This window comes from Pseudomonadota bacterium, from assembly GCA_039024915.1.
Lineage (GTDB): Bacteria > Pseudomonadota > Alphaproteobacteria > Rhizobiales > MH13 > MH13.
This window is the reverse complement of the sequence record JBCCPK010000001.1, coordinates 111,581-133,164: the sequence shown is the minus strand read 5'-3', so window position 1 is coordinate 133,164 and position 21,584 is coordinate 111,581. Positions and strand designations below refer to the sequence as shown.

Annotated in this window: 23 protein-coding genes; 11 read left to right on the top strand and 12 right to left on the bottom strand. The window is 61.1% G+C overall.

Going from position 1 to position 21,584, the window contains the following annotated elements; all coding sequences use genetic code 11:
- Window position 1: 1 nt before the first annotated feature.
- The 4 genes from ribB to fabI all read right to left on the bottom strand — a co-directional run bounded on the left by ribB (window position 2) and on the right by fabI (window position 3,715).
- Window positions 2-1,105 carry a 3,4-dihydroxy-2-butanone-4-phosphate synthase gene (gene ribB / locus AAF739_00715; GenBank protein ID MEM6381170.1) on the bottom strand — a complete coding sequence of 368 codons (1,104 nt, stop codon included), beginning with the start codon at window positions 1,103-1,105 and terminating at the stop codon, window positions 2-4.
- Window positions 1,095-2,222, bottom strand: coding sequence for a chorismate synthase (aroC, locus tag AAF739_00710; GenBank protein MEM6381169.1), 1,128 nt, complete (start codon window positions 2,220-2,222; stop codon window positions 1,095-1,097). The genes ribB and aroC overlap by 11 nt, the downstream gene beginning before the upstream one ends.
- Before the next feature lie 79 nt (window positions 2,223-2,301).
- Entirely contained in the window at window positions 2,302-2,907 is a 606-nt protein-coding gene (locus AAF739_00705) for a histidine phosphatase family protein (protein MEM6381168.1), read from the bottom strand.
- Window positions 2,908-2,917: 10 nt separating this feature from the next.
- Window positions 2,918-3,715 carry an enoyl-ACP reductase FabI gene (gene fabI / locus AAF739_00700; GenBank protein MEM6381167.1) on the bottom strand — a complete coding sequence of 266 codons (798 nt, stop codon included), beginning with the start codon at window positions 3,713-3,715 and terminating at the stop codon, window positions 2,918-2,920.
- Window positions 3,716-3,897: 182 nt separating this feature from the next.
- On the opposite strand from fabI, the gene AAF739_00695 reads away from it, so the two are divergent.
- Complete coding sequence (locus AAF739_00695; GenBank protein ID MEM6381166.1) at window positions 3,898-5,355, top strand: FAD-binding oxidoreductase; 1,458 nt, start codon at window positions 3,898-3,900, stop codon at window positions 5,353-5,355.
- Window positions 5,356-5,389: 34 nt separating this feature from the next.
- Here AAF739_00695 and AAF739_00690 read toward each other — a convergent pair whose 3' ends face one another.
- Window positions 5,390-6,127, bottom strand: coding sequence for an SOS response-associated peptidase (locus tag AAF739_00690; GenBank protein ID MEM6381165.1), 738 nt, complete (start codon window positions 6,125-6,127; stop codon window positions 5,390-5,392).
- A 129-nt stretch (window positions 6,128-6,256) separates the two neighbouring features.
- On the opposite strand from AAF739_00690, the gene AAF739_00685 reads away from it, so the two are divergent.
- From AAF739_00685 to AAF739_00655, 7 genes are all read left to right on the top strand, one after another.
- Window positions 6,257-6,778 (top strand): hypothetical protein, encoded by a 522-nt coding sequence (locus AAF739_00685; GenBank protein ID MEM6381164.1) that lies wholly within the window; start codon window positions 6,257-6,259, stop codon window positions 6,776-6,778.
- A gap of 211 nt (window positions 6,779-6,989) precedes the next feature.
- The gene (locus AAF739_00680) at window positions 6,990-8,000 is read left to right on the top strand and encodes a DUF3179 domain-containing protein (protein ID MEM6381163.1); all 1,011 of its coding nucleotides are present in this window, start codon (window positions 6,990-6,992) and stop codon (window positions 7,998-8,000) included.
- A 47-nt stretch (window positions 8,001-8,047) separates the two neighbouring features.
- Complete coding sequence (locus tag AAF739_00675; protein MEM6381162.1) at window positions 8,048-8,872, top strand: folate-binding protein; 825 nt, start codon at window positions 8,048-8,050, stop codon at window positions 8,870-8,872.
- Window positions 8,873-8,910: 38 nt separating this feature from the next.
- On the top strand, window positions 8,911-9,507 hold the full coding sequence (locus AAF739_00670; GenBank protein ID MEM6381161.1) for an HD family hydrolase: 597 nt from the start codon (window positions 8,911-8,913) through the stop codon (window positions 9,505-9,507).
- Window positions 9,508-9,535: 28 nt separating this feature from the next.
- Complete coding sequence (locus AAF739_00665; protein ID MEM6381160.1) at window positions 9,536-10,066, top strand: tyrosine protein phosphatase; 531 nt, start codon at window positions 9,536-9,538, stop codon at window positions 10,064-10,066.
- A 65-nt stretch (window positions 10,067-10,131) separates the two neighbouring features.
- The gene (locus AAF739_00660; protein MEM6381159.1) at window positions 10,132-11,163 is read left to right on the top strand and encodes an NAD regulator; all 1,032 of its coding nucleotides are present in this window, start codon (window positions 10,132-10,134) and stop codon (window positions 11,161-11,163) included.
- Between the two features lie 183 nt (window positions 11,164-11,346).
- Window positions 11,347-11,589, top strand: a complete 243-nt coding sequence (locus tag AAF739_00655) for a hypothetical protein (protein ID MEM6381158.1) — start codon at window positions 11,347-11,349, stop codon at window positions 11,587-11,589.
- A 21-nt stretch (window positions 11,590-11,610) separates the two neighbouring features.
- Here the strand turns inward: AAF739_00655 and AAF739_00650 are convergent, their stop codons facing one another.
- Together AAF739_00650 and AAF739_00645 are read right to left on the bottom strand one after the other, a co-directional pair.
- Window positions 11,611-12,609, bottom strand: a complete 999-nt coding sequence (locus tag AAF739_00650) for an MDR family oxidoreductase (GenBank protein MEM6381157.1) — start codon at window positions 12,607-12,609, stop codon at window positions 11,611-11,613.
- A gap of 12 nt (window positions 12,610-12,621) precedes the next feature.
- Window positions 12,622-13,869, bottom strand: coding sequence for an MFS transporter (locus AAF739_00645; protein MEM6381156.1), 1,248 nt, complete (start codon window positions 13,867-13,869; stop codon window positions 12,622-12,624).
- Between the two features lie 438 nt (window positions 13,870-14,307).
- Here AAF739_00645 and nadA point away from each other — a divergent pair, with 438 nt between their 5' ends.
- The 3 genes from nadA (at window position 14,308) to nadC (ending at window position 17,993) form a co-directional block, all read left to right on the top strand.
- A complete protein-coding gene (gene nadA, locus AAF739_00640; protein ID MEM6381155.1) occupies window positions 14,308-15,369 on the top strand; it encodes a quinolinate synthase NadA in 1,062 nt (353 codons plus the stop codon).
- Window positions 15,370-15,412: 43 nt separating this feature from the next.
- Window positions 15,413-16,987 (top strand): L-aspartate oxidase, encoded by a 1,575-nt coding sequence (locus tag AAF739_00635; protein MEM6381154.1) that lies wholly within the window; start codon window positions 15,413-15,415, stop codon window positions 16,985-16,987.
- 121 nt (window positions 16,988-17,108) lie between these two features.
- Window positions 17,109-17,993, top strand: coding sequence for a carboxylating nicotinate-nucleotide diphosphorylase (nadC, locus tag AAF739_00630; protein ID MEM6381153.1), 885 nt, complete (start codon window positions 17,109-17,111; stop codon window positions 17,991-17,993).
- Window positions 17,994-18,001: 8 nt separating this feature from the next.
- On the opposite strand, the gene AAF739_00625 is transcribed toward nadC, so the two are convergent.
- The 5 genes from AAF739_00625 to AAF739_00605 all read right to left on the bottom strand — a co-directional run bounded on the left by AAF739_00625 (window position 18,002) and on the right by AAF739_00605 (window position 21,522).
- Window positions 18,002-18,319: a hypothetical protein gene (locus AAF739_00625; GenBank protein MEM6381152.1), complete on the bottom strand. Its 318-nt coding sequence runs from the start codon at window positions 18,317-18,319 to the stop codon at window positions 18,002-18,004.
- Window positions 18,320-18,377: 58 nt separating this feature from the next.
- A complete protein-coding gene (locus AAF739_00620) occupies window positions 18,378-19,499 on the bottom strand; it encodes a class I SAM-dependent methyltransferase (GenBank protein ID MEM6381151.1) in 1,122 nt (373 codons plus the stop codon).
- Between the two features lie 68 nt (window positions 19,500-19,567).
- Window positions 19,568-20,308, bottom strand: a complete 741-nt coding sequence (locus tag AAF739_00615; GenBank protein ID MEM6381150.1) for a TlyA family RNA methyltransferase — start codon at window positions 20,306-20,308, stop codon at window positions 19,568-19,570.
- A 3-nt stretch (window positions 20,309-20,311) separates the two neighbouring features.
- Window positions 20,312-20,926: an SCO family protein gene (locus tag AAF739_00610; protein ID MEM6381149.1), complete on the bottom strand. Its 615-nt coding sequence runs from the start codon at window positions 20,924-20,926 to the stop codon at window positions 20,312-20,314.
- Entirely contained in the window at window positions 20,926-21,522 is a 597-nt protein-coding gene (locus AAF739_00605; protein MEM6381148.1) for a copper chaperone PCu(A)C, read from the bottom strand. Before AAF739_00605 ends, AAF739_00610 begins: the two co-directional genes overlap by 1 nt.
- Between the last annotated feature and the right edge of the window lie 62 nt (window positions 21,523-21,584).

Genomic DNA, 21,584 nt, shown 5'->3' with positions numbered 1-21,584 from the left:
CCTACACGATCTCCGTGCGCGAGATGGTCAGGCCAAACCCCTCAAGGCCGACATAGGTTCGCTTCTGACTGGACAGTAGACGGATGGATGTTAGGCCCAGATCGCGCAGGATCTGCGCTCCAAGGCCGATTTCTCGCCACTGGCTATGCCGTTTGTCCGCGCTGCCGTGCTCGTCCTGGCCCTCAATTGTCCGCGTGTGCCGGCCGCTGACATTGGCGACGCCTACCGAGCCCTCGCGCAGGTACACCAACACGCCACAATCCTCGCTCGCAAGCCGCTGCATCACCGCATTCAGCCGTCCAGAAGCGCCGAATACATCATCGGCAACGCGTTCCAGCTGCAGCCGGACCGGTACGTCCGTCTTGCCGCGAACGTCGCCATAGACAACGGCTAGGTGCTGCATCGGATCAAAGGGGACCTCGTAGCTGTACGCCCTAGCAGGCCCGTGTGGCGTATCGATGTCCGCTTCATCGACCCGCGCCACGAGCCGTTCGGATTGCTGCCGCCACGCGATGAGATCGGCGACCGAAATCATCAGAAGATCATGCTCTTTTGCAAACGCCTTGACCTCCGGGCCACGCTTCACAGAGCCATCATCGTTGACGAGTTCGGCGAGAACGCCGACCGCCTCAAGCCCAGCCAGTTTGCACAAATCGATGCACGCTTCAGTGTGTCCCGAGCGGACCAAAACGCCACCTTCGCGCGCGATGAGCGGGAAGACATGGCCGGGACGCACGAAATCGTCCGCTCCAACGTTGCCGTTGGCGAGCGCGCGGACGGTATTGGTGCGTTCTTCGGCGGAAATGCCGGTCGTCAGGCCATGTTTGACGTCAACGGTGACGGTAAACGCCGTCGCCAGCGGTGCGTCATTGGCCGAAACCATGGGGTCGAGGCGCAACCGCTTGGCGTTCTCGGCCTCCATCGGGGCACAGACGATCCCGGAGGTATGCCGTACGATGAACGCCATCGCCTCGGGCGTGCACATTTCAGCCGCAACGAACAGATCCCCCTCGTTCTCGCGGTCATCATCATCGGTGACAACGAGCATGGCACCCGCCTTGAAGGCGGCTATGGCGGCCTCGACATGGCTAAGATCACGATCCAACGGCTACTCCTGAACTTGTCTCATTGGCGTTCCCGCCATTTTGGCCTCTGTGCCGCAGATAATGGTCGGCAAGCACAATGGCCATCATCGCCTCGCCCACTGGCACCGCGCGGATACCAACGCACGGGTCATGGCGACCCTTGGTGCGCACATCAACCTCTTCACCGCTGGCGGTAACGGACTGGCGCGGCGTCAGAATGGAGGATGTGGGCTTGACGGCAAAGCGGACGACGACCGGGTCGCCTGTTGAAATGCCGCCCAAGACCCCACCTGCTTTGTTGGTGAGAAACACCGGCTGGCCATCATCGCCCATCCGCATCTCATCGGCATTGTCCTCGCCTGAAAGCGCCGCGGCGTCGAACCCGTTGCCGATCTCAACGCCTTTGACCGCGTTGATTGTCATCATCGCCGCTGCCAAATCGCTGTCGAGCTTGCCGTAGATCGGCGCGCCAAGGCCAACAGGCACACTTTCTGCCACCACTTCGATGACTGCGCCGACCGATGACCCGGCCTTGCGGACCTCATCGAGATAGGCGGCCCACTGTTCGGCTGCGACAGGGTCAGGACAGAAGAACGGATTGGCCCGCGTTTGCTCCCAGTCCCAGCGCGCCCGGTCGACCTTGTGCGGGCCCATCTGCACCAGTGCCCCGCGGACAACCATGCGAGGAACGACCTTGCGCGCGATGGCCCCGGCCGCAACGCGCATCGCTGTCTCGCGTGCCGACGAGCGCCCACCGCCGCGATAATCGCGGATGCCGTATTTTGCGTCGTAGGTGAAGTCGGCGTGACCCGGACGATAGCGTTCCTTGATCTCGGAATAGTCCTTCGAGCGCTGGTCGGTATTGTCGATCAACAGCCCGATTGGTGTGCCGGTGGTGCGTTGCACGCCTTCCGCATCGTCCATAACGCCGGACACGATCCGAACGCTGTCGGGCTCGCGCCGCTGGGTGGTGTATTTCGACTGGCCCGGCTTCCTGCGCTCGAGATCGGCTTGGATGTCCGCTTCGGTCAGCGCAATCAATGGCGGGCAGCCATCGACGACGCAGCCGATCGCCGGACCATGGCTCTCGCCAAAGGTCGTGAAGCGGAACAGATGGCCAAAGCTATTGTGAGACATGAAAAATCGCCGTTGAACAGGACTGGCAGGTGCTACACCGCGCGCCCCAGAGCGTCAAACGGACGGTCCCCGTTTGCCGTCACACCCACATGCCTTGTCCGTCTTCGTAAACGAAAACACGGTCCTGGGGTGTGTCCAGTTGCGGTATCTCGGCAGAGGGAAGATCGAAAAGCAGCCCGCGCACTGCGCGCATCACACCACCGTGCGATACCGCAAGTGTCGGACGATCCAAGCTTTCCAACCATGGCGCAATGCGCTCGCTCAGCATTGCGTAGCTCTCGCCACCGGGGGGCACGAAGCCCCATTTGTCAGCCTCTCTTGCGGCAACGGCGTCAGCCTGAGCTGCTTCCAGTTCAGCGAACGTGTTGCCTTCCCACTGGCCAAAGGTGATCTCACGAAGGCGCGGGTCGCGGTCAAATCCGTCGTCCGGTGCCAGTCCGAGTGCATCGCGCACGTGGCCCATGGTCGCAATGCATCGCGACAGGGGGGAGGCCGTGAAATGGAAATCGTCCAGAGCGAAAGCCCCGCCGGCGAACAGTTCCGACAGCGCCCGCCCGTTGCGCTGCGCCTGTAGAGCGCCAAGGGCATTGATGGGGATATCCTGGCCGCCCTGAAGCCGGGCTTCCTTGTTCCAGTCGGTCTGCCCGTGCCGGATGAAGATCAGCGGATGAGAAAGGGTGATCACAGTGGGCAGGTCAGTCCTTGACCACCGAAATATCGGGCGCATCGACCGATTTCATGCCGACCACGTGGTAGCCCGAATCGACGTGATGCACTTCGCCCGTGACCGCCCGCGATAGTGGCGACAGGAGATACACGGCCGCATCACCGACCTCTTCAATCGTCACTGTTTTCTTCAAGGGCGAATTGTACTCGTTCCACTTGAGAATGTAGCGGAAGTCACCAATGCCCGAGGCCGCGAGTGTCTTGATGGGGCCAGCGGACAGTGCGTTGACCCGGATGCCTTTGCCGCCAAGGTCCACAGCCAGATAGCGCACCGATGCTTCAAGCGCCGCTTTGGCAACACCCATCACATTGTAATGCGGCATCACGCGCTCGGCACCGTAGTAGGTCAGCGTGAGCGCCGATCCGCCATTTGTCATGAGCGTCTCGGCCCGCTGCATAAGCGCGGTAAATGAATAGACCGAGATGTGCATGGAACGGTCGAAGTTTTCAGCGCTCGTATCGACATAGCGGCCCGTCAGCTCGTCCTTGTCGGAGAAGGCGACCGCATGAACGATGAAATCGAGCGTGCCCCATTGCGCTTCGATCTCTCCGAAAACGGCGTCCATGCTCGCGGTGTCGGTGACGTCGCAATGGCCAAACACGGTTCCACCCAGCTGCTCGGCCAGAGGCTCGACGCGCTTGCGCAGGGCGTCTCCCTGATAGGTGAAGCCCAGCTCGGCGCCGTGCTCACGGCACGCTTGCGCGATGCCCCAAGCGATGGAGCGATTGTTTGCGAGGCCCAAAATCAGGCCGCGCTTGCCTTGCATGATCGAAACGGTCAAGGGGATAGCCTCAAGCTCGTCGGTAGGGTTTGCCGCTTTGCGAATGGGCGGTCTTTACCGTAGGAGATGCGGCAGGAAAAGCCTGCAAACGAACCATCATGCTGGTTTTCCGCTTCCGCTTGCGGATGAGAGACCAGCGCGGTTGGCGGCAGTACCGCAAATATCCAATGAGGGCCGAAATTGCGGGTGAGGCAGTGGAGCACATAACCGATCTTGGGGCAGAGCTGGCGGCACTTATCGATGATGGTGCGGTGCTGACTGAGCCTTCGGACAAAGCGCCTTTCTTGCGCGAGTGGCGGGACCTGTTCCAAGGCAAAGCGATCGCGATCGTTCAGCCGCGGACAGCGCAAGACGTCTGTGCAGTGCTGCGTTTTGCGAGTGAGCGCGGCTTGCCGGTTGTCCCACAAGGCGGAAACACCGGCTTAGTTGGGGGCCAGACACCCGATACCAGCGGCCGTGCCATTGTTTTATCGCTTGCCAGGCTCAATCGCGTCCGGCAGATCGATGCTCAGGCCAATGTGATAACCACAGAAGCCGGCGTCGTGCTTGAAGCGCTGCAGAAACAGGCCGATGCGGCTGGTCGATTTTTCCCTCTGTCGCTGGGCGCGCAGGGTTCTTGCATGATCGGTGGCAACATCGCGACAAACGCCGGAGGAACGGGCGTTCTGGCCTATGGTAACACGCGTGATCTGGTTCTCGGTCTCGAAGTTGCGCTCCCCGATGGCCGGCTCTGGAACGGGTTGAGCAAGCTGCGCAAGGACAACACGGGCTACGATCTGAAGAACCTGTTTATCGGATCAGAGGGCACCCTTGGGGTGATCACAGCGGCCAGCCTGAAGCTCTTCCCCAAGCCTCGTGGGGTCCGCACGGCTTTTATTGGCCTTAAGACCCCCCACGACGCGCTTCGCCTATATGAGGCGATGGAACAACGGGCCGGACATGGGCTGACAGGTTTTGAGATCATGCCAAGGCTTGGTTTAGAGTTCGTCTTGCGTCATCTACCTGGTGCCCGTGACCCGCTCACCAGTCCTTCAGCGTGGTATGTGTTGGCTGAACTGTCATCTGGGCGCAGCGAGGACGATGCGCAGGCCCTCCTGATGGAATGCATGGAAGAAGCGTTCGAAGCAGACTTGATCGAGGATGCCGCCGTCGCGCAAACACTCGAGCAGTCCCGGACGTTCTGGTCATTGCGGCATGGCATGAGCGAGGTTCAGAAGCCCGAGGGTGGTTCGATCAAGCACGATGTCTCGGTTCCCGTCAGCGCGGTTCCCTCGTTTATCGAAGCGGCAACCGAAGCCGCTCAATCGCTTGTGCCTGGCTGCCGTCCGGTGCCGTTTGGCCATCTCGGTGACGGTAACATTCACTTCAACATTTCTCAGCCGGAAGGCGCCGACAAACAAGCGTTTTTAGAGCGCTGGGATGCGATGAACGAGATGATCCATGCGATCGTCGCCGATATGGATGGGTCAATCTCAGCCGAACATGGTATCGGGCAGTTGAAGCGCGATCTGTTGCCCGGGGTGAAGGATCCGGTGGCCTTGGCGCTGATGCGCACTATCAAACTGGCGCTCGATCCGAAAGGCATCATGAACCCGGGCAAACTTCTGCCCGATGAGAGGGGCTGACCTCTTTCGCGATTGTACAAGGCAGCCCTAGCCTTCAGAACAGGTCGAGCTGCGCTTTGGGCTCAGCGGTCGCGGACTTGGCGGCATCCGCTTCGATATCGACCGGGAGCAGCAGCTTTGCGCCATCGACGCCGGCGCGGTTCACGACCGGATCCACAGGCCACATTGTCCAGGCGTCGTCGGGCGGTGGCCGCAAGGCCTCCAGCGCCATGGTCGGTTCAACAGTCCGGCAGTCGAGCCAGCTCGCGAAATGCTCGGCGGGCACGACAACGGGCATGCGGTGATGGATGTCGGCAACCTCGCCTTCGGCTTGTTCGGTGAGTAGCGCAAGCGTCGGAACGGCGCTCCCATCCCCGCCATGCGTCTCGTCAACGATGCCGGCAAATGCGAATAAACCTTCTGTTTTCGCGTCATTTTTCCGATTGACGGCAAACGGCTGCCGCGCCTTGCCCTCGCGCCGCCACTCGTAGAAATGTGTTGCCGGTACGAGCACGCGGCGGTGACGCACCGCTGTTCTGAACCAAGGCTTCTCCGCTACGGTCTCGATGCGGGCGTTGATCATCATCTGGGCCTTGTCGGGTTCTTTGTGCCAATGCGGCACGAGCCCCCAACGGCCGTAGTCGGTGGCGCGAACGCCCTGAAAGGCGTGAACGAACAAGACCGGTTGGCTTGGCGCGATGTTGTAGCGCGGTTCGAAAAGCCCGGTCACTTCGACCTCGAAAAGGGCCTCAACCGCTTCCCGCGAGGCTTCGAGAACGAACCGTCCACACATGGCTACCCTCAGCTGCTCGTTTGACCCTTTTGGGCTGCGACGCCAACAAAAGCGCCGTTCAAAGCTCTGTAACCCTTATTGGATAAACTCCCGGCAAGCCGCAAATATTTGAGTGTATGCGACCCCAAAATGACCAGTACCACAACCCTGTCGCCGGAGCGCTTGGCTGCCGCCAACATCAACCCTGCAAGCTTTTTGGCGACCGACTATCTCAACCATTTCAATGAGGTGGTGATGCTTATCGAGATGGTCGCCGATATGCCCGACATGGCTGAAGATGTGCTGGAATGGGAGCCGCGGTCCTACTGTGAGCATTTCAAGCAATCGGTATTCGCCGACAAGGACCTCGCCGTTCTCGCCTACACCCAAGCGCCCGATGAGCCGCGCACGCGATTTGAAGCGGTCGTTGACGAGCTGAACGGTTGGATCGGCGAAATGCAGATCCTGTTGTCCGGTCTGTCGCCTGACGAACCGTTGGACCCGGCAGTCAGCGACCGCCTGACCTCGATAATTGCCGGCGAGATTCGTCCGGCGATAGACCGGGCCAGCGCGATCATTAACGGGACGGACAGCACCCGTGTTGAAGCGCCGCTCCCGGTCAGCGAAACATCCATGCGCGCGCAAGATGCAGTCGATCAGCTTTTCAGCTGATTTCACCGCACAAGAAACGCGGCCGTAACGGGCCAATCTTGTCGCGACAACACCCCCACTTTGTCGCGACAAATCGGCCTGCTTGTCGCGACAAGTCTCCGCCCCAGCTTTAACCCATCCGTGCGCCGCTCGCGTCAAAGTGAACGGCCGTTTGTGGCGCATCCAGCTCAAGCTTGGCATGGTGTCCTAGTCCTGTCAGGAGAGTTGATCCATGCTGCGCCATATTCGACCGCCATGCGAGACCGCAATCTCGGTGATTGCGATTGCCACGATGATCGCCCTCGTCGCGATGGCCACGGCAATACCGGCCCTCGCAAACCCAGACCGTTGGGCTGCGGAGGGTTGGCGAACCGATTTCTCCCAATCCACGGTTGATCTGGGTGAGATCCTCGACGGAGGACCGCGGCGCGATGGCATCCCGCCCATTGACAACCCACGCTTTGAGCCGGTCGCGGAGGTGGATCATCTCGACCCGCGCGACCCGATCCTCAGCTTCACGCACAAGGGCGAAACCCGAGGGTACCCGCTGCGCGTGATGACCTTTCATGAGATCGTCAACGACGTCATCGCTGGCGATCCGGTTGCCGTAACGTATTGCCCGCTGTGCAACGCCGCGATTGTCTTCGATCGCATGATTGATGGCGAGGTGGTTGATTTCGGTACGACCGGCAAACTGCGGCGCTCCGACCTGGTGATGTACGACCGCCAGACCGATAGCTGGTGGCAGCAGTTCTCCGGCGAAGCGATCGCTGGCAGCTATGCCGGAACCGAACTGACAATGCTGCCCAGCAAGCTGATCAGTTGGCAACAGTTCGCCGAGCAGTATCCCAGTGCACTCGTCCTCGACGACCCGAACAATTTCCGCCGCCCCTACGGCCAGAACCCTTATCCGGGCTACGATACCCTCGCACAGCCATTCCTTTATGATGGACCTTTTCCCGACGGCATCGCACCGCTTGAGCGTGTGGTGATGGTGCGTGACGGCGACAATGTTTTCGCCATCAGCACGGCCAAGATCGCCGAAGAAGGAACGATCGAAATGGAAGGGGTGACACTGCGTTTTGCCGCAGGCCAAGCCTCGGCGCTCGATACATCGACCATGAGTGAGGGTCGCGATGTCGGCAGCATCACAGTCATGCGCGACGACGAGCCCGTTGTCCACGACGTGACCTTCGCCTTCGTGGTGTACGCGTTTGAACCCGAGCTTGAGATCATCCAGTAACGCGCCTATGTCCGTTGGGCTTATCGAAGCCCCACGGACCGAGCACCATGCCCCTTACGCCGCTGCGCCACCGTTCGCTGATCGCCCTTTCCGGCCCGGACGCCGAGCATCTGCTTGAAGGCTTGGTGACCGCCCGCCTGCCCGGTGAATCAGACGTTGTGGGATCGGCATTGCTGACCCCGCAAGGAAAAATCCTGTTCACGTTCCTCCTCAGCCGTACGCCCGAGGGTTTCCGTCTGGAGTGCGACGCGACCGAACGTGATGCCCTGATCAAGCGGCTGACGCTGTATAAGTTGCGGGCAAATGTGACCATAGAACCCGAAGCGATGGGTGCTTTTTCAACCGATTGGGAAACAGAAGCGCCGGGCGCCTTGAGGGACCTGCGTTTCAGCAACGTGGCTGGCAGCCGCGAAGCGCGGACCTATGGGCATAGCAGCGCGCAAGACGATGGGGCCGCATTGGCCCGCTACACCGCGCGTCGCGTGGCGGCCGGCGTCCTTGAGGGTCCGCAGGAGATCGCCAGCGGGCAGGATTTCCCGCATGACGTAGCGCTGGATTTGACGGAGGCGGTTGCCTTCAACAAGGGCTGCTTTGTCGGCCAGGAGGTGGTCAGCCGCGTCAAACACCGTGGGACCGCAAGGCGAAGGCCAGTGATTCTGACGGGCGAAAGTATCGGGGCAGGCGAGCCAGTCCTGTGTGGCGAACGCGAGATTGGTGTCACGCGGTCAGCCACAGCCCGCCAAGCGATCGCGGTGGTTCGGCTCGACCATATTCGCGGACCGCTCAGTGTTGCGGGCCGTGCTGTATCGGTTTCGGTGCCGCCCTACGCAACGTATGGGCTTGAGGTGGAAATCACCTTGCAGGGCGGCTGACCGTGCCAAAACAGACCCCGCCGCGCGTTTGGCAGCGGATGCTGTCAGGCAGGCGGCTTGATCTGGCCGATCCGTCTCCGCTGGATGTCGAGATAGACGATATTGCGCACGGGCTGGCGCGGGTTGCGCGGTGGAACGGCCAAACGATTGGTGCACACCCCTTTTCGGTCGCTCAACACAGCCTGGTTGTCGTCGATATTCTTCAGTCGCTGGATGCCGTATCGCGGCGCAAGGCCGGTCGGCCCGCTGCACTTGGCCTTGCAGCGCTGCTGCATGACGCCCCTGAATATGTGATCGGGGACATGATTTCGCCCTTCAAGGCGCTGTTGGGCGACAGCTATCGGCAGATTGAGGCGCGTCTCGCGTCGGCCATCTTTGTCCGTCATGGCCTTCCGGCCCAATTGCCTGACGCCTGGCAGAAACTGATCAAGCGCGCCGACCGCGCATGCGCGCTGCTTGAGGCGACACAGCTCGCCGGTTTTGAGCCAACCGAGGCCACCAAGTTCTTTGGCAAACTCCCGCCAGCACTGCATGATGTGACGCTCGAGCCAATGCCGCCGGAGGAGGCTGCGCAGGCCTTTCTCAACCGGCACCGACGCCTCAACGCCTCCTTTCTTGCGGAAGGTGATGACTAGGTCGGAGCCTGTGTGCTAGGCGAATCCCATGTCCGCCCCCCACGCTGCACTTTACGTTTGTTCACTTTCGGCCATTGATGCGGTCGCCGAACAAACCGGTGCCAGCCATATGTTGTCCGTTCTCAGCTCGGGCAGCCCAGTTGAGCGCCCCGCATCCATTGCGGCTGACAATCATCTGTTTCTGGAATTCAATGATATCACCGCCCCAGCTCATGGCCTGACGCCCCCAGGGCGCGAACATATCGATGCTCTTCTTGCTTTTGGCCGGGCCTGGGATCGCAAAGCGCCGATGATCGTCCATTGTTGGGCCGGGGTCAGCCGATCGACTGCAGCGGGTTACATTTTATCATTGGCCCTCAGCGAAGGGGCTGAGCCCCACGCGACGGCTCGCCTTTTGCGCTCGCGCGCTCCTTGGGCCACGCCGAATGCGCGCATGATCGCCTTGGCAGACGCGGCGCTCGGTGCTGGTGGCGAGATGCAGGCAGCGATCCAGGCAATCGGGCGGGGTGCGAATGCCTACGAGGGACGCCCCTTTCAACTGCCGGTGGATGCAGGCTGATCAGCGTGCCTCGAACGGACCCTTCGGCGGACAGGTCATCACAACAGGCTCAGCAGCCGCCTTCCGTGCAGTCGATTGGCCTTGATTTGACGGCCGCGGTCGTCGCGCTGGTTGATGGGAACCCAGCCATTGTTGCCGTCCCCCAAAGCGTGGACGCCGGTAAGACCGATGCCCCTGACCCAGCGCTGCCATCGGGTCCCTTCGAGCCGTTGAAACATCGGACGTTGGAGCTTGGCCTGCGCGGCTTTGTTGAAGCGCAAACGGGCTTTCGCCTGGGCTACATTGAACAGCTGTACGCATTCGGTGATCGCGGGCGGCACGCGACCGCCCAAACCGACACGCCGCACATGTTGTCAGTGGGCTATGTTGCGCTGACCCGGGCGTACACAGACAGCCAGCCTGCGCAATCCGTCGTTCAACCCGAACCCCACGACGAGTGGTCGTGGCAACACTGGTATGGATTTTTCCCTTGGGAAGACTGGCGCGATGGGCGCCCGGCCATTCTCGAGGCAAACTTGTTGCCAAGGCTCCGCCACTGGCTTGCTGAGACGTCGGGAGACGAACCCCCGGGACGAACCATGTCGCGCCAAAGGCGTGCGGCGTTGGCTTTTGGTGCAACGCTCTCTCCAACCGGTCCCGCAGACGAGGCCATCTGGGATGAGGAGCGGGTGCTGGAACGGTATGAACTGCTGTATGAGGCGGGACTTGTGGGCGAAGCATGGCGTGATGGCCGCACGGATCGGGCCCATGAAGACGCCCCGCTGGGAAGGCGTATGGCGCTCGATCACAGGCGCATTCTCGCCACCGCAATCGCGCGGCTGCGCGGCAAGATGAAATACCGCCCGGTGGTTTTCGAAATGATGCCCGAAGCCTTCACCCTGACCGACCTGCAATTGGCCGTTGAGGCGATTTCCGGACGGCGTTTGCACAAGCAGAATTTCCGCCGCCTGGTTGACCGGGCAGGACTGGTGGAGCCAACCGGCGGGACCGCTGTGGCCACCGGCGGAAGACCCGCTGCGCTGTATCGGTTCCGCCGCGAAGTGACAGCTGAACGCCCTGCCGCTGGTCTGCGATTGGGTCAATCCGTCGTGCGGTAGCGTGCGGCGGGTTACGCGGAAACATCGCATTTGATTGAAATGCGATTTTCATTTGAACGCAGGACCCAACGAACGATTTGCTTTGCCACAAACTGGCCGCAAATTCTCTACGGCAGGTAAGGGTTTCCCACCCGGCATTTGCTAGACCAAAAGCGCTGGAAAACAGGTTGGTGGGTTGGCCAAATGGGACATCATATAGCGCCCAACAGGGAAGCTTTGCGGCAGACCCGCACAAGGGTGGCTAAGCGGGTAGGTCGGCGTCGCGCCTACGCGTCCAACCTTCTTGGCATCATCGTGCCTGCACTTCTCGCGGGCGGGGCTGCCGCCGTGCTGTATCGCGATGCTGACTTCAAGCAGGGCGCGGAACTCGACCTCGTGACCCGTGCCGAGATGATCCGCAATGCGGATGTCAGCGCCAAGTTGTAACGTCGACAGCCAGTGCGAAGCCTAAAGTGTGACGACGAGGCGTCCGCGCACTTTGCCTTCGACGATATCGGCTCCGGCCTGCAACAGGTCGTCAAAGCCGATGTGCCGGGTCATTGTGTCGAGCTTGTCCATATCGAGGTCCTGCGCCAGTTGGGCGTAGGCTTCTTTGCGCTTTGAAATTGGGCTCATCACGGACTCAATGCCGATGAGTTTGACCGCGCGCAGAATGAATGGATGCACGAAGGATGGCAGATCACCACCTTGCGCGAGACCGCAGGCTGCGACTGCGCCCCCGTACTTCACCTGGCTAAGAACGTTGGCAAGCGTCTTCGAGCCGACGGCATCGACCGCACCAGCCCATTTTTCCCGCGACAGCGGGCGGACATCGCCATTGAATTCATTCCGGTCGACGATCTCCGCAGCGCCAAGGCCCTTAAGGTAGGCTTCCTCTTCAGGCCGCCCGGTCGATGCCACGACATGGTAGCCGCGTTTGGCGAGGATCGCGATGGCGACCGATCCAACACCACCGGCCGAACCGGTCACAAGGATCGGGCCATCGTCTGGCTTAACGCCAGCCTCATCAAGGCCCATCACGCAGAGCATGGCGGTGTAGCCCGCCGTACCGATCGCCATGGCCTGCGCTGCGGTCAGCCCTTTCGGTCGATGGATCAACCAGTCGCCGTTGAGCCGCGCATAAGGTGCATAGGCGCCCATATGGCCTTCGCCGACGCCAAAGCCGTTGAGAATGACCTCATCGCCTTCCGAAAAGTCCGAATGGTCTGAGCTGACCACCGTTCCGGCGAGATCGACGCCCGGGATCATCGGGAATTTTCGCGCGATCGGCCCCTTGGCGGTTATAGCGAGGCCATCCTTGTAGTTCACCGTGGAGTGGCTGACTTTCACCGTCACATCGCCGTCCATCAGATCATCCATCGTGATCTCCTGCACGACGGCCGGCTTGGCGCGCTTGCCGTCATCGGACGTGATCAAGATCGCCTTGAACGGGTCGGGAGTTGCCATGGGTGTGATCCTTTATTCGGCGGGAGTCGCCAGTGGGCTGTCGGCGCGAGCTTCGCGTATCGGCCAATGCACGATTGCCGCGAAGATGCCAAGGGCAATGCTGATATACCACACGACATCATAGGAACCGGTCGTATCGAACAGCCGCCCACCCAGCCAGACGCCGATGAAAGCGCCGACTTGATGGCTGAAGAACACGATGCCCATCAGGGTTGCGAGATACTTTGGGCCGAACATGATCGCGACCAAGGCGGAGGTGGGCGGAACGGTCGACAGCCACAAAAGGCCCATGGTCGCCGAGAAGACGAGAACGGTCAGAGATGAGACCGGCAGGATCAGGAAAAGCGTGATCGCGGCTGCGCGCCCCAGATAGATCAGCGCCAGAAAGATCGGTTTCGAGTAACGCCCGGCGATGACGCCTGAGGCAAGCGAACCGAATACGTTGAACAGGCCGATCAGTGCTATCGACCACGCCCCAATGGCAGGATCGAGACCAATATCCTCAATATAGGCGGGCATGTGTGCCGCGATGAACTGAACGTGGAACCCGCATACGAAAAAGCCAGCGACCAAGAGCACATAGGACCGGTAAGCAAGTGCCTGCTTTAATGCGTCGGTGAGGGTCTGGTCCTTGATGAAGTCTGCGGCGGCTTCGGAGTCCGCCTTGCCGCGCAGGGCGTACGCCAGAAGTGGCACGGCCAGCATCAGGCCCCCGAGCATCAGCAAAGCTTGCTCCCAGCCATAGTCCGCGATGAACGAGCGGCCTAAGGGTGCAAACAGGAACTGCCCCATCGAACTGGCGGCCGTACCGATGCCGAAGACCAAAGCCTGTTTCGCTGGGGGGACGCGGCGGCCCAAGGCCGCCAAAACGATCGAGAAACCTGCCGAGGCAGCAAGACCAATCAAGATACCGGCGGAGAAATAAAGCCACAGCGGCGTTGGCGCCCACGCCATCAGCATCAGCCCGGCCGCGTAGAGAATACCGCCGCCGGCCAGCACGCGGGCGCTGCCGTACTTATCGGCAATAGCGCCTGCAAAAGGCTGCCCGATTCCCCACATCAGGTTCTGGATCGCCAGAGACAGCGCGAATATTTCGCGGCTCCACTCGCGTGCTTCGGTCACCGGGACGAGAAAAAGGCCGAGAATCGAACGCGGGCCAAATGACAAAAGCGCAATGAGGCAACCGGCGACGATCACCAGCAAAAGCGCGTTTCCGGAAATACCCGTCGCAGGCACCTGTTTTGCTGGATTATCGGCCATGTCTGTCCCTCATCTGCCCGCCGCAGGGGGCGCGATGTCCGCCACCGGTCGGATTTCCCGCCTACACGCCCATACGGCCAAAGCCAAACGCAATTTCTTCAAGGCAGACGTCAACTTTTTTCAACGATGCCTTTTTGTCGCCCGCGAAATCTGGCCACTTTCCCCAGCGAGCCAAGGCTGCCCTTGCGTCACGGCGCGATTGGCTCTATGTATAAACTCAACTTGAGCAAAAGCAGTATCGTTTCCAATCGCTTTTTGCTCATCATGAGAATTAGGGGCCAGTGATCGGTTATCTTGCGCTGCTTGAAACCGATTTGAGCCGATGAAGCGGTCTTCAGAGCCGTTCGGTCCCCGCGACACAAGGAGGACGGTCGCATGAGTTTACAAATAGGTGGCGACTTCAAACTTGAAAGCCCGCGTACGCTGTCGCCGGTTGCAATGCCCGACTGGGCTCGCGCCACCGCAGCGCCGCCCGCCAGCTCTCGTTTTGACCATTTGCCGATGCCCGATCTGACCTACACACCAGCTGTGGAGGCCGAAGTCGGTCATCTGTATGAGAAGATGGCACATGCGATCCCGCGCATCGAGTGGCCCGTTCACGCGCCGACGATCGCCGCGATCAACCGGCTGAAGAAACAGCGCGGCGCGGTCATTCTGGCGCACAATTATCAGACCCCGGAGATCTTCCATGGGGTCGCCGACATCGTTGGCGACAGCTTACAGCTGGCCAAAGAGGCCACCAAGGTCAGTGAAGACGTCATCATTCAGTGCGGCGTGCACTTCATGGCCGAGACGTCGAAGATGCTGAACCCGGAGAAGACGGTTCTCATTCCCGACATGAACGCCGGCTGTTCCCTCGCATCGTCTATCACAGGGTCGGACGTTCGCGCCTTGAAAGCAGCCTACCCGGGCATCCCTGTCGTGGCTTATGTCAACACGTCGGCAGACGTGAAGGCCGAGGTCGACATTTGCTGCACCTCCTCGAACGCAGTTCAAATTGTCGAAAGCCTGAATACCGACAAGGTCATCTTCCTGCCTGATCAGTATCTGGCGCGTTGGGTCGCCTCGCAGACATCGGTCGACATCATCGCATGGAAAGGCGCTTGCGAAGTGCATGAGCGCTTCTCAGGCGAAGAGTTGCGCGCCTACAAGCAAAGCGATCCGTCGATCAAGATCATCGCACATCCCGAGTGCCCGCCTGATGTTATCGCGGAAGCAGATTACACCGGCTCCACGGCTGGGATCATCGATTGGGTAACCGAGCACAAAAACGGAAAAGTGCTGATGGTGACCGAATGCTCGATGGCCGACAATGTGGCCACCGCGGCGCCAGAAATCGAGTTTGTTCGGCCATGCAATCTGTGCCCGCACATGAAGCGGATCACATTGCCCAAGATCCTCGACACGCTTCTCACGATGGAGGGCGAGGTGTTTATCCCTGAGGAAATGGCCAAGCGCGCCCGTCGTTCGGTCGAGGCGATGGTCAATCTGAAAAACTAAGCGCGGGGCCGACAGCCGGCCTTGCAGCCAACCCGGTGGACCGATGATGAACTCACCCACCCATACTGATGACGTTGTGATTGTCGGCGGCGGCCTCGCGGGGCTGTTCTGTGCCCTCAAGATGGCACCTCGCCCTGTCACGGTGATCACGTCCGCACCGCTGGGACTTGGCGCATCTTCCGCCTGGGCCCAAGGCGGCATCGCGGCGGCGATTGCCGAGGGCGATACGTGGCAGGCGCACCTTGCCGACACGATCAATGCGGGCGCTGGGCTGGTCGATGAAGGCATGGCGACGCTTCTGGTACGCGAAGCGAATGCCAGCATCGAAGACTTGCTGCGCTATGGGGTGCCCTTCGATACCGATCTCGAGGGAAAGCTGACCTTCGGCCGTGAAGCAGCCCATTCGGCCGATCGCATCGTCCACGTTCAAGGTGACCGCGCCGGAAAAGCCATCATGGCGGCTCTGATTGACGCGGTTCAAAAGACGCCGAGCATCCGTATCATCGAGAACCACGCCGTTGAGGTGCTGCTGACCCAGGGTCGGCAAGTTGTTGGCGTGCAGGCGCGCGCAGACGGGGGCCACGCGCAGCAAGCGACGCGAATTAACACCCGCGCCGTGGTATTGACCTCCGGTGGTGTTGGCGGACTGTACGCCATGACAACGAACCCTGTCGAAGCGCGTGGCCAGGGCCTTGCAATGGCCGCGCGTGCCGGTGCGGTGATTGCGGATGCCGAGTTTGTCCAGTTCCACCCAACCGCCCTGTCCGTCGGTAAGGACCCTGCGCCGCTGGCGACCGAAGCCCTGCGCGGGAAGGGCGCAACCCTGATCCATGCAGATGGATCACGGTTGATGGAGGGTATCCATCCAGACCTTGAACTTGCCCCCCGCGATATCGTGGCACGCGCAATCCATCGGGCCGTCCAGTCGGGCAAGGGAGCGTTCCTCGATAGCCGGCAAGCGGTCGGCGATGCATTCCCGGACATGTTCCCGACGGTCTACCAGAGCGCCATTGAGGCGGGTCTCGACCCGGTGAAAGAGCCCCTGCCAGTCGAGCCGGCGGCTCACTACCACATGGGTGGTATCCTGACCGATGCGGCAGGCCGGACATCCCTCGATGGTCTGTGGGCGGCGGGCGAAGTCTCCTCCACCGGCGCGCATGGGGCGAACCGCCTTGCGTCCAACTCTTTGCTGGAAGCTGTCGTGTTCGGGGCGCGCATAGCGCAGGACATTGTGCAAGTTATGCCCGTCGCCGAACTCAACCGCACGACCATCGAAGGTGATGGATCAGCGATTGCGCTTAGCCATTCCGATGAGGAGGCAAGCCGGGCGATCCGCATGGTGATGGGCCAGCATGTCGGCGTCGAACGTAACGCTGACGGCTTGAACGCGGCGCTTGTCACGTTGGATCAGATACGGACCAACGCGATCAATCTTTCGATCCGCAACATGGCGCTCGCCGCGTGGATCGTGACGGCCAGCGCCTTAAGTCGGACCGAGAGCCGGGGCGGGCACGCCCGATCAGACTATCCGCAAAGCGACCCATCCCAATCCCAGCGGTCATTCTGGACGCTGGATAGGCTTCGCGCTGCGGTGGGTCCGGCTGCTGTAGCGGCCTAGCGTGTGAACTGCGCCGGTGTCATTCTCGCCCTTGTGGCGAGAATTCATTCCATGTTTGGTTCCATACCGGCCCCCGCCAAGAGGGCGAGGGTGACGTTTGGTGGTTAGGGTCTCACATCGTATGAACAGCTCTATCGCGCTGCTGCCGCATCCAATCATTGTAGATGCTGTGGGCATGGCTCTGCGGGAGGACCTGGGCCGGGCAGGGGACATCACCAGCCTTGCGACTTTGCCCGAAGGATCAACGGCAAGCGCGGTTATCAAGGCGCGTAAGCCCGGCGTCATCGCCGGATTGCCGCTTGCAGAGGAAGCCTTTGCACAGATCGGCAAGGGCGTTCGTTTTGAAGCCCACACAGCCGACGGCGCAGCCGTCGAGGTTGACTCGACCATTGCAACCATCAAGGGGCCGGCGATCCACGTCCTGTCAGCCGAGCGCGTGGCCCTCAACTTCCTGACCCATCTGTCCGGCATTGCCACCGCAACGCGCGCCTACGCTGACGCGATCGCTCACACTGATGCCAAGGTCACGTGCACGCGCAAGACCCTTCCTGGCTTGCGGGCCCTACAGAAGTACGCGGTGCGCATGGGCGGGGGGTCGAACCACCGGTACGGCCTCGATGATGCGATCCTGATCAAGGACAACCATGTTGCCGTGTGCGGCGGCGTTGTGGAGGCGATGGCGTCGGCGCGGGCGTTTGCCGGCCATCTGGTGAAAATCGAGATCGAAGTCGACACACTTGACCAGTTTGTCAGCCTGCTGGAGCTTCCAGATACGGCGAGGCCGGATGTTGTCATGCTCGATAATATGGAGCCCGATCAACTGCGCCAGGCGGTGCTGCTCAACGAGGAGGCCATTGGGCGGTGCGTCGTGCTTGAAGCCTCTGGTGGCATCACGCTGGAAACGATAGCAGCTGTCGCTGAGAGCGGTGTGGACTACATCTCGTCCGGTTGGCTCACAGCGTCGGCCCCGGCGCTTGATCTCGGTCTCGATATCTCGATCGACTGAACGCTGGCCTAAGCGGGATCACCTTGTCTGACTGCCTGCGCCACCTTGCGGCCAATGGCCCGAAACCGCGTTTTGCGCAGGACCGCACCGATGCGCGCCGGAACGCGCGTCTCGATATACGAAAAGCTCTTGTCGGTGACTGGCGAACGCATCCGGATAAAGCGAAACCACCGGCGCGCCGTTTTCGACGTCGTGATCAGGATCATCATGCCCGTTGCCATGACAGGTATCCCGAGCGGTATCGGCAGGACAAACATCACAAAGCCAAGGACCGTCAGCCCCCAGCCTATGATGCGCATGATCCAACCTTTGACGACCTTGGTCACGTCCGCTCCCCGTACCCGTTGAGATCGGCGACACTAACGCCGACTGGTTGCCATTTGATTAGGCCCCGACGGGCTTGCGGAAGGCGAGGACCTTGGAGACGAATGCGGTATCATCGTGGGCGGGTTCCAGACCTGCGTCTGTAAAAAGCGCGGTCAGATCCGTGGTCGCGTAGCTTGTGTAGTAGGGCTCATGGAACAACTGCGGGAACAGCTCCAGCAGCCCGTCATAGGCTGGCGTATCGCCCGGTTGAAGGCTGTCGACGAACGCGAACAGGCCGCCTGGCCTGAGAACGCGGGCGATCTCCGCCGCAACCAGCTTGCGGATCTTCGGTGGTAATTCGTGGAACAGGAAAACGCAGGTCAGCAGGTCGACCGATCCATCGGCGAACGGCAGCGTTTCCCCTTTCGCAACCATGCCCCGATGGTGGCGCGCCTTCTTGAAACGCCCCAGTGCGTGTCGCGTGTAGGCCTCCGACAGGTCAACCGCTGTTAATGGCATGCGCGGATACGCGTGACTCAACGCGTCGGCCATGTTGCCGGGGCCGGTGGCGAGGTCGACCGCGCGCACCGACCGCTGGTCCTGGCCGCGCATGAAGTCGGCTATGGGAACCAGAGCTTGCCGCCGCATGGCTTCCGTTGCGCCTGAAAACAGAACCTCGACTTGCGTGTCGTAAAGCTGCGCCGAACGCTCGGACATCCAGCCATCGGTCTGGAAGTGAAAATTTTGCTCATAGTAGCGTGGGCGTTTGCCGGCCACATCGCTTTCGTGGACTTCCTGGTGGTTCTGTTCGGCGCGGCGGCGCGCGACCTCTGGCAGGTCCGCAAAAAAGGCCCGCGCGTCGCGAATGCGCTGGCCCCAGTCTGCGTTGTCGCGTGGTGCGGGGTACAGGCCCGCCTCAACGTTCGCCAGATCGCGGGCTGACAGCGCCGCGACCCCGCGCAGCAATTCGGGCACACCGGGAACGTGACCCTTCGGGGATTCGACCTTTGGTCTCAGCGTCGGGTCAGCCTCGATCGCGGCCTGTTGAACCCTCCGCATCCGGTAGGCCTGGCCAGCGTACCAGCCAACGCGGGTGCCTTGTTGCGCAACATACCGGGCGCGTTGTGCAAGCTGCGAAAGGCCCCTCACGCGTCCAAGCGCTGGCCTTGGTGTGGGTTTCAGGGATTGTGCTTCAGCCATGGGAGGAGGCCCCGCTTCCAACTGGTGTCGTATGTCGCGTCGTGCGTCCTGATAAAATGGCTCGCCCCTCACAAGCGGACAAGATGCACGAGCCGCTCGACATTGCCGTCAGCGCCGGGAAGGGGGGAGCGGATTGACGCATGCCAGCGCAAACCGAGCTGTGGCACGGCTCTTTCGAGGCCATCGAGCGCTTCGTCAACGGCGTCCGGTTGAGTCACGATGCCGCCGCTGCCGACTGACGAGCGGCCGACTTCAAACTGGGGTTTGAACAGGGCGACGGCCGGGCCGCCGCGCTTAAGTCGGCTCGCCACGACGGGTAGGATCAGCCGTAGCGAAATGAAGCTTACATCGATGACGGCGAGATCGAATGGGCCCACGGGCATCTGGTCGGCGTGGCGCGCATTGATCCCCTCAAGGATCGTGATTTGCTGATGGTCCTGCAAGCTGGGGTGCACTTGGCCATGGCCGACATCGACGCCGGTGACGTGCGCCGCTCCGCGCTCGAGAAGGACCTGGGTAAAGCCTCCGGTCGACTGGCCGACATCGAGCGCATGCCGGCCAGCGGGATCAACTCCAAACGCATCCAGAGCGGCCGACAGCTTCAGCGCTGAGCGGGCGACGTATCGGGATGCCGGGTCATCCACCGACACAGGGTCATCCGACGAGATGAGCTGCCCGGGTTTCCGCGCGACCTGTCCATCGACGACGACGCAGCCCCTTTCCACCGCATCGCGGGCGCGGGCGCGGGAACTGAAGTATCCCCGCGCAACCAACGCCTGGTCGAGGCGCGTGCGCCCCGACGCGGCCATATCCTAGCCTTCGCTCTGCGCAAGGCGCTGCAGTTTCTGCAGCGCGGTATCGGGGTTCTCCTGATAGGCGATCGTGCCCACCAACTCATTGTCGGTGTTCATCAGGAAAATCGATGCGGTGTGGTCCATCGTGTAGTCGCCATCATCGAGCTCGACGCGGCGTGCGTAGACACGAAAGTTGGCGACAACTTCATCGATAGCTTCCTGGCTTCCGGTCAGCCCGACAATGCGGTCGGAGAACGCGCCCACATAGTCTTGCAGGAACTCCGCAGTGTCCCGTTCTGGGTCGATGGTCACCATCAAGGCGTGGATGTTGTCGGCGTTCTCACCCAGCGCTTCGAGGTGGTTCGCCAGTTCGAACAAAGTCGTCGGGCAAACATCCGGGCAAAAGGTGAAGCCAAAAAAGATCGCCTTCGGTTTGTCGGCGAAGTCTGCGTCGGTGACCGTTTCGAGCGTATCGGAACGCACCAGCTCAAACGGTCCGCCGATTGTTTCAACGGCCTCGTCATAGAGTGCCTGGTCATCTCCGGCTCGCTGAGCCGCTTGCCAAGCGATCAGGCCCATCGCCACGAGCGCAAGCCCCACAAGGGCCCAAACAACAAGTCTGACCGTACGCATCAGTTATGGTTCCCGTGATCGTGTCCGTGACCATTCCCATGGTCCATTGAGCCGTGATCCATCGTCCGCGCCCGAACCGGCAGCATGATCTCCCGGCTTTCGCCGCTGGCGAACGTCAGCGTGACCGGGATTTCATCGCCTTCCACAAATGGATCTTCAAGACCGATGAACATGATATGCAGACCGCCGCGCTCAAGATCGACCTGCGTTTCTCCAGGCAGCTCAATGCCGTCTTCGAGTTCACGCATGCGCATAATATCGTCTTCCATCGTCATGGTGTGCAGTTCGACCCGCTCAGACACCGGGGAACTGGCCGACACCAGCCTGTTTGGTTCGGACGAATAATTGTGGATCGACAGAAAACCGCCAGCGCTGCGGGCATTCGGCGGTGTCTCGAGCGCATGGCGGTTGAAAAGGTGCAAGTCGCCAACGGAAATCGTATCAGCGCCGTGCGTTGATACCGCTTCCTCAAGCTGCTCAGCGATTGTCGTTTGCGCATAACCGCCGGAACACCAGGCGAATGCGGCGGAGGGTACAGCGATCAGTGAAAGGGCTGTACCGGCGGCCAGAACGGTTTTTTGTAGAGTGATCATCATCGATTTTTCCTCAGGAAAGCAGGGTGCCGCCTGCAGGGACGCACCCATACAGCCGGCGAAGT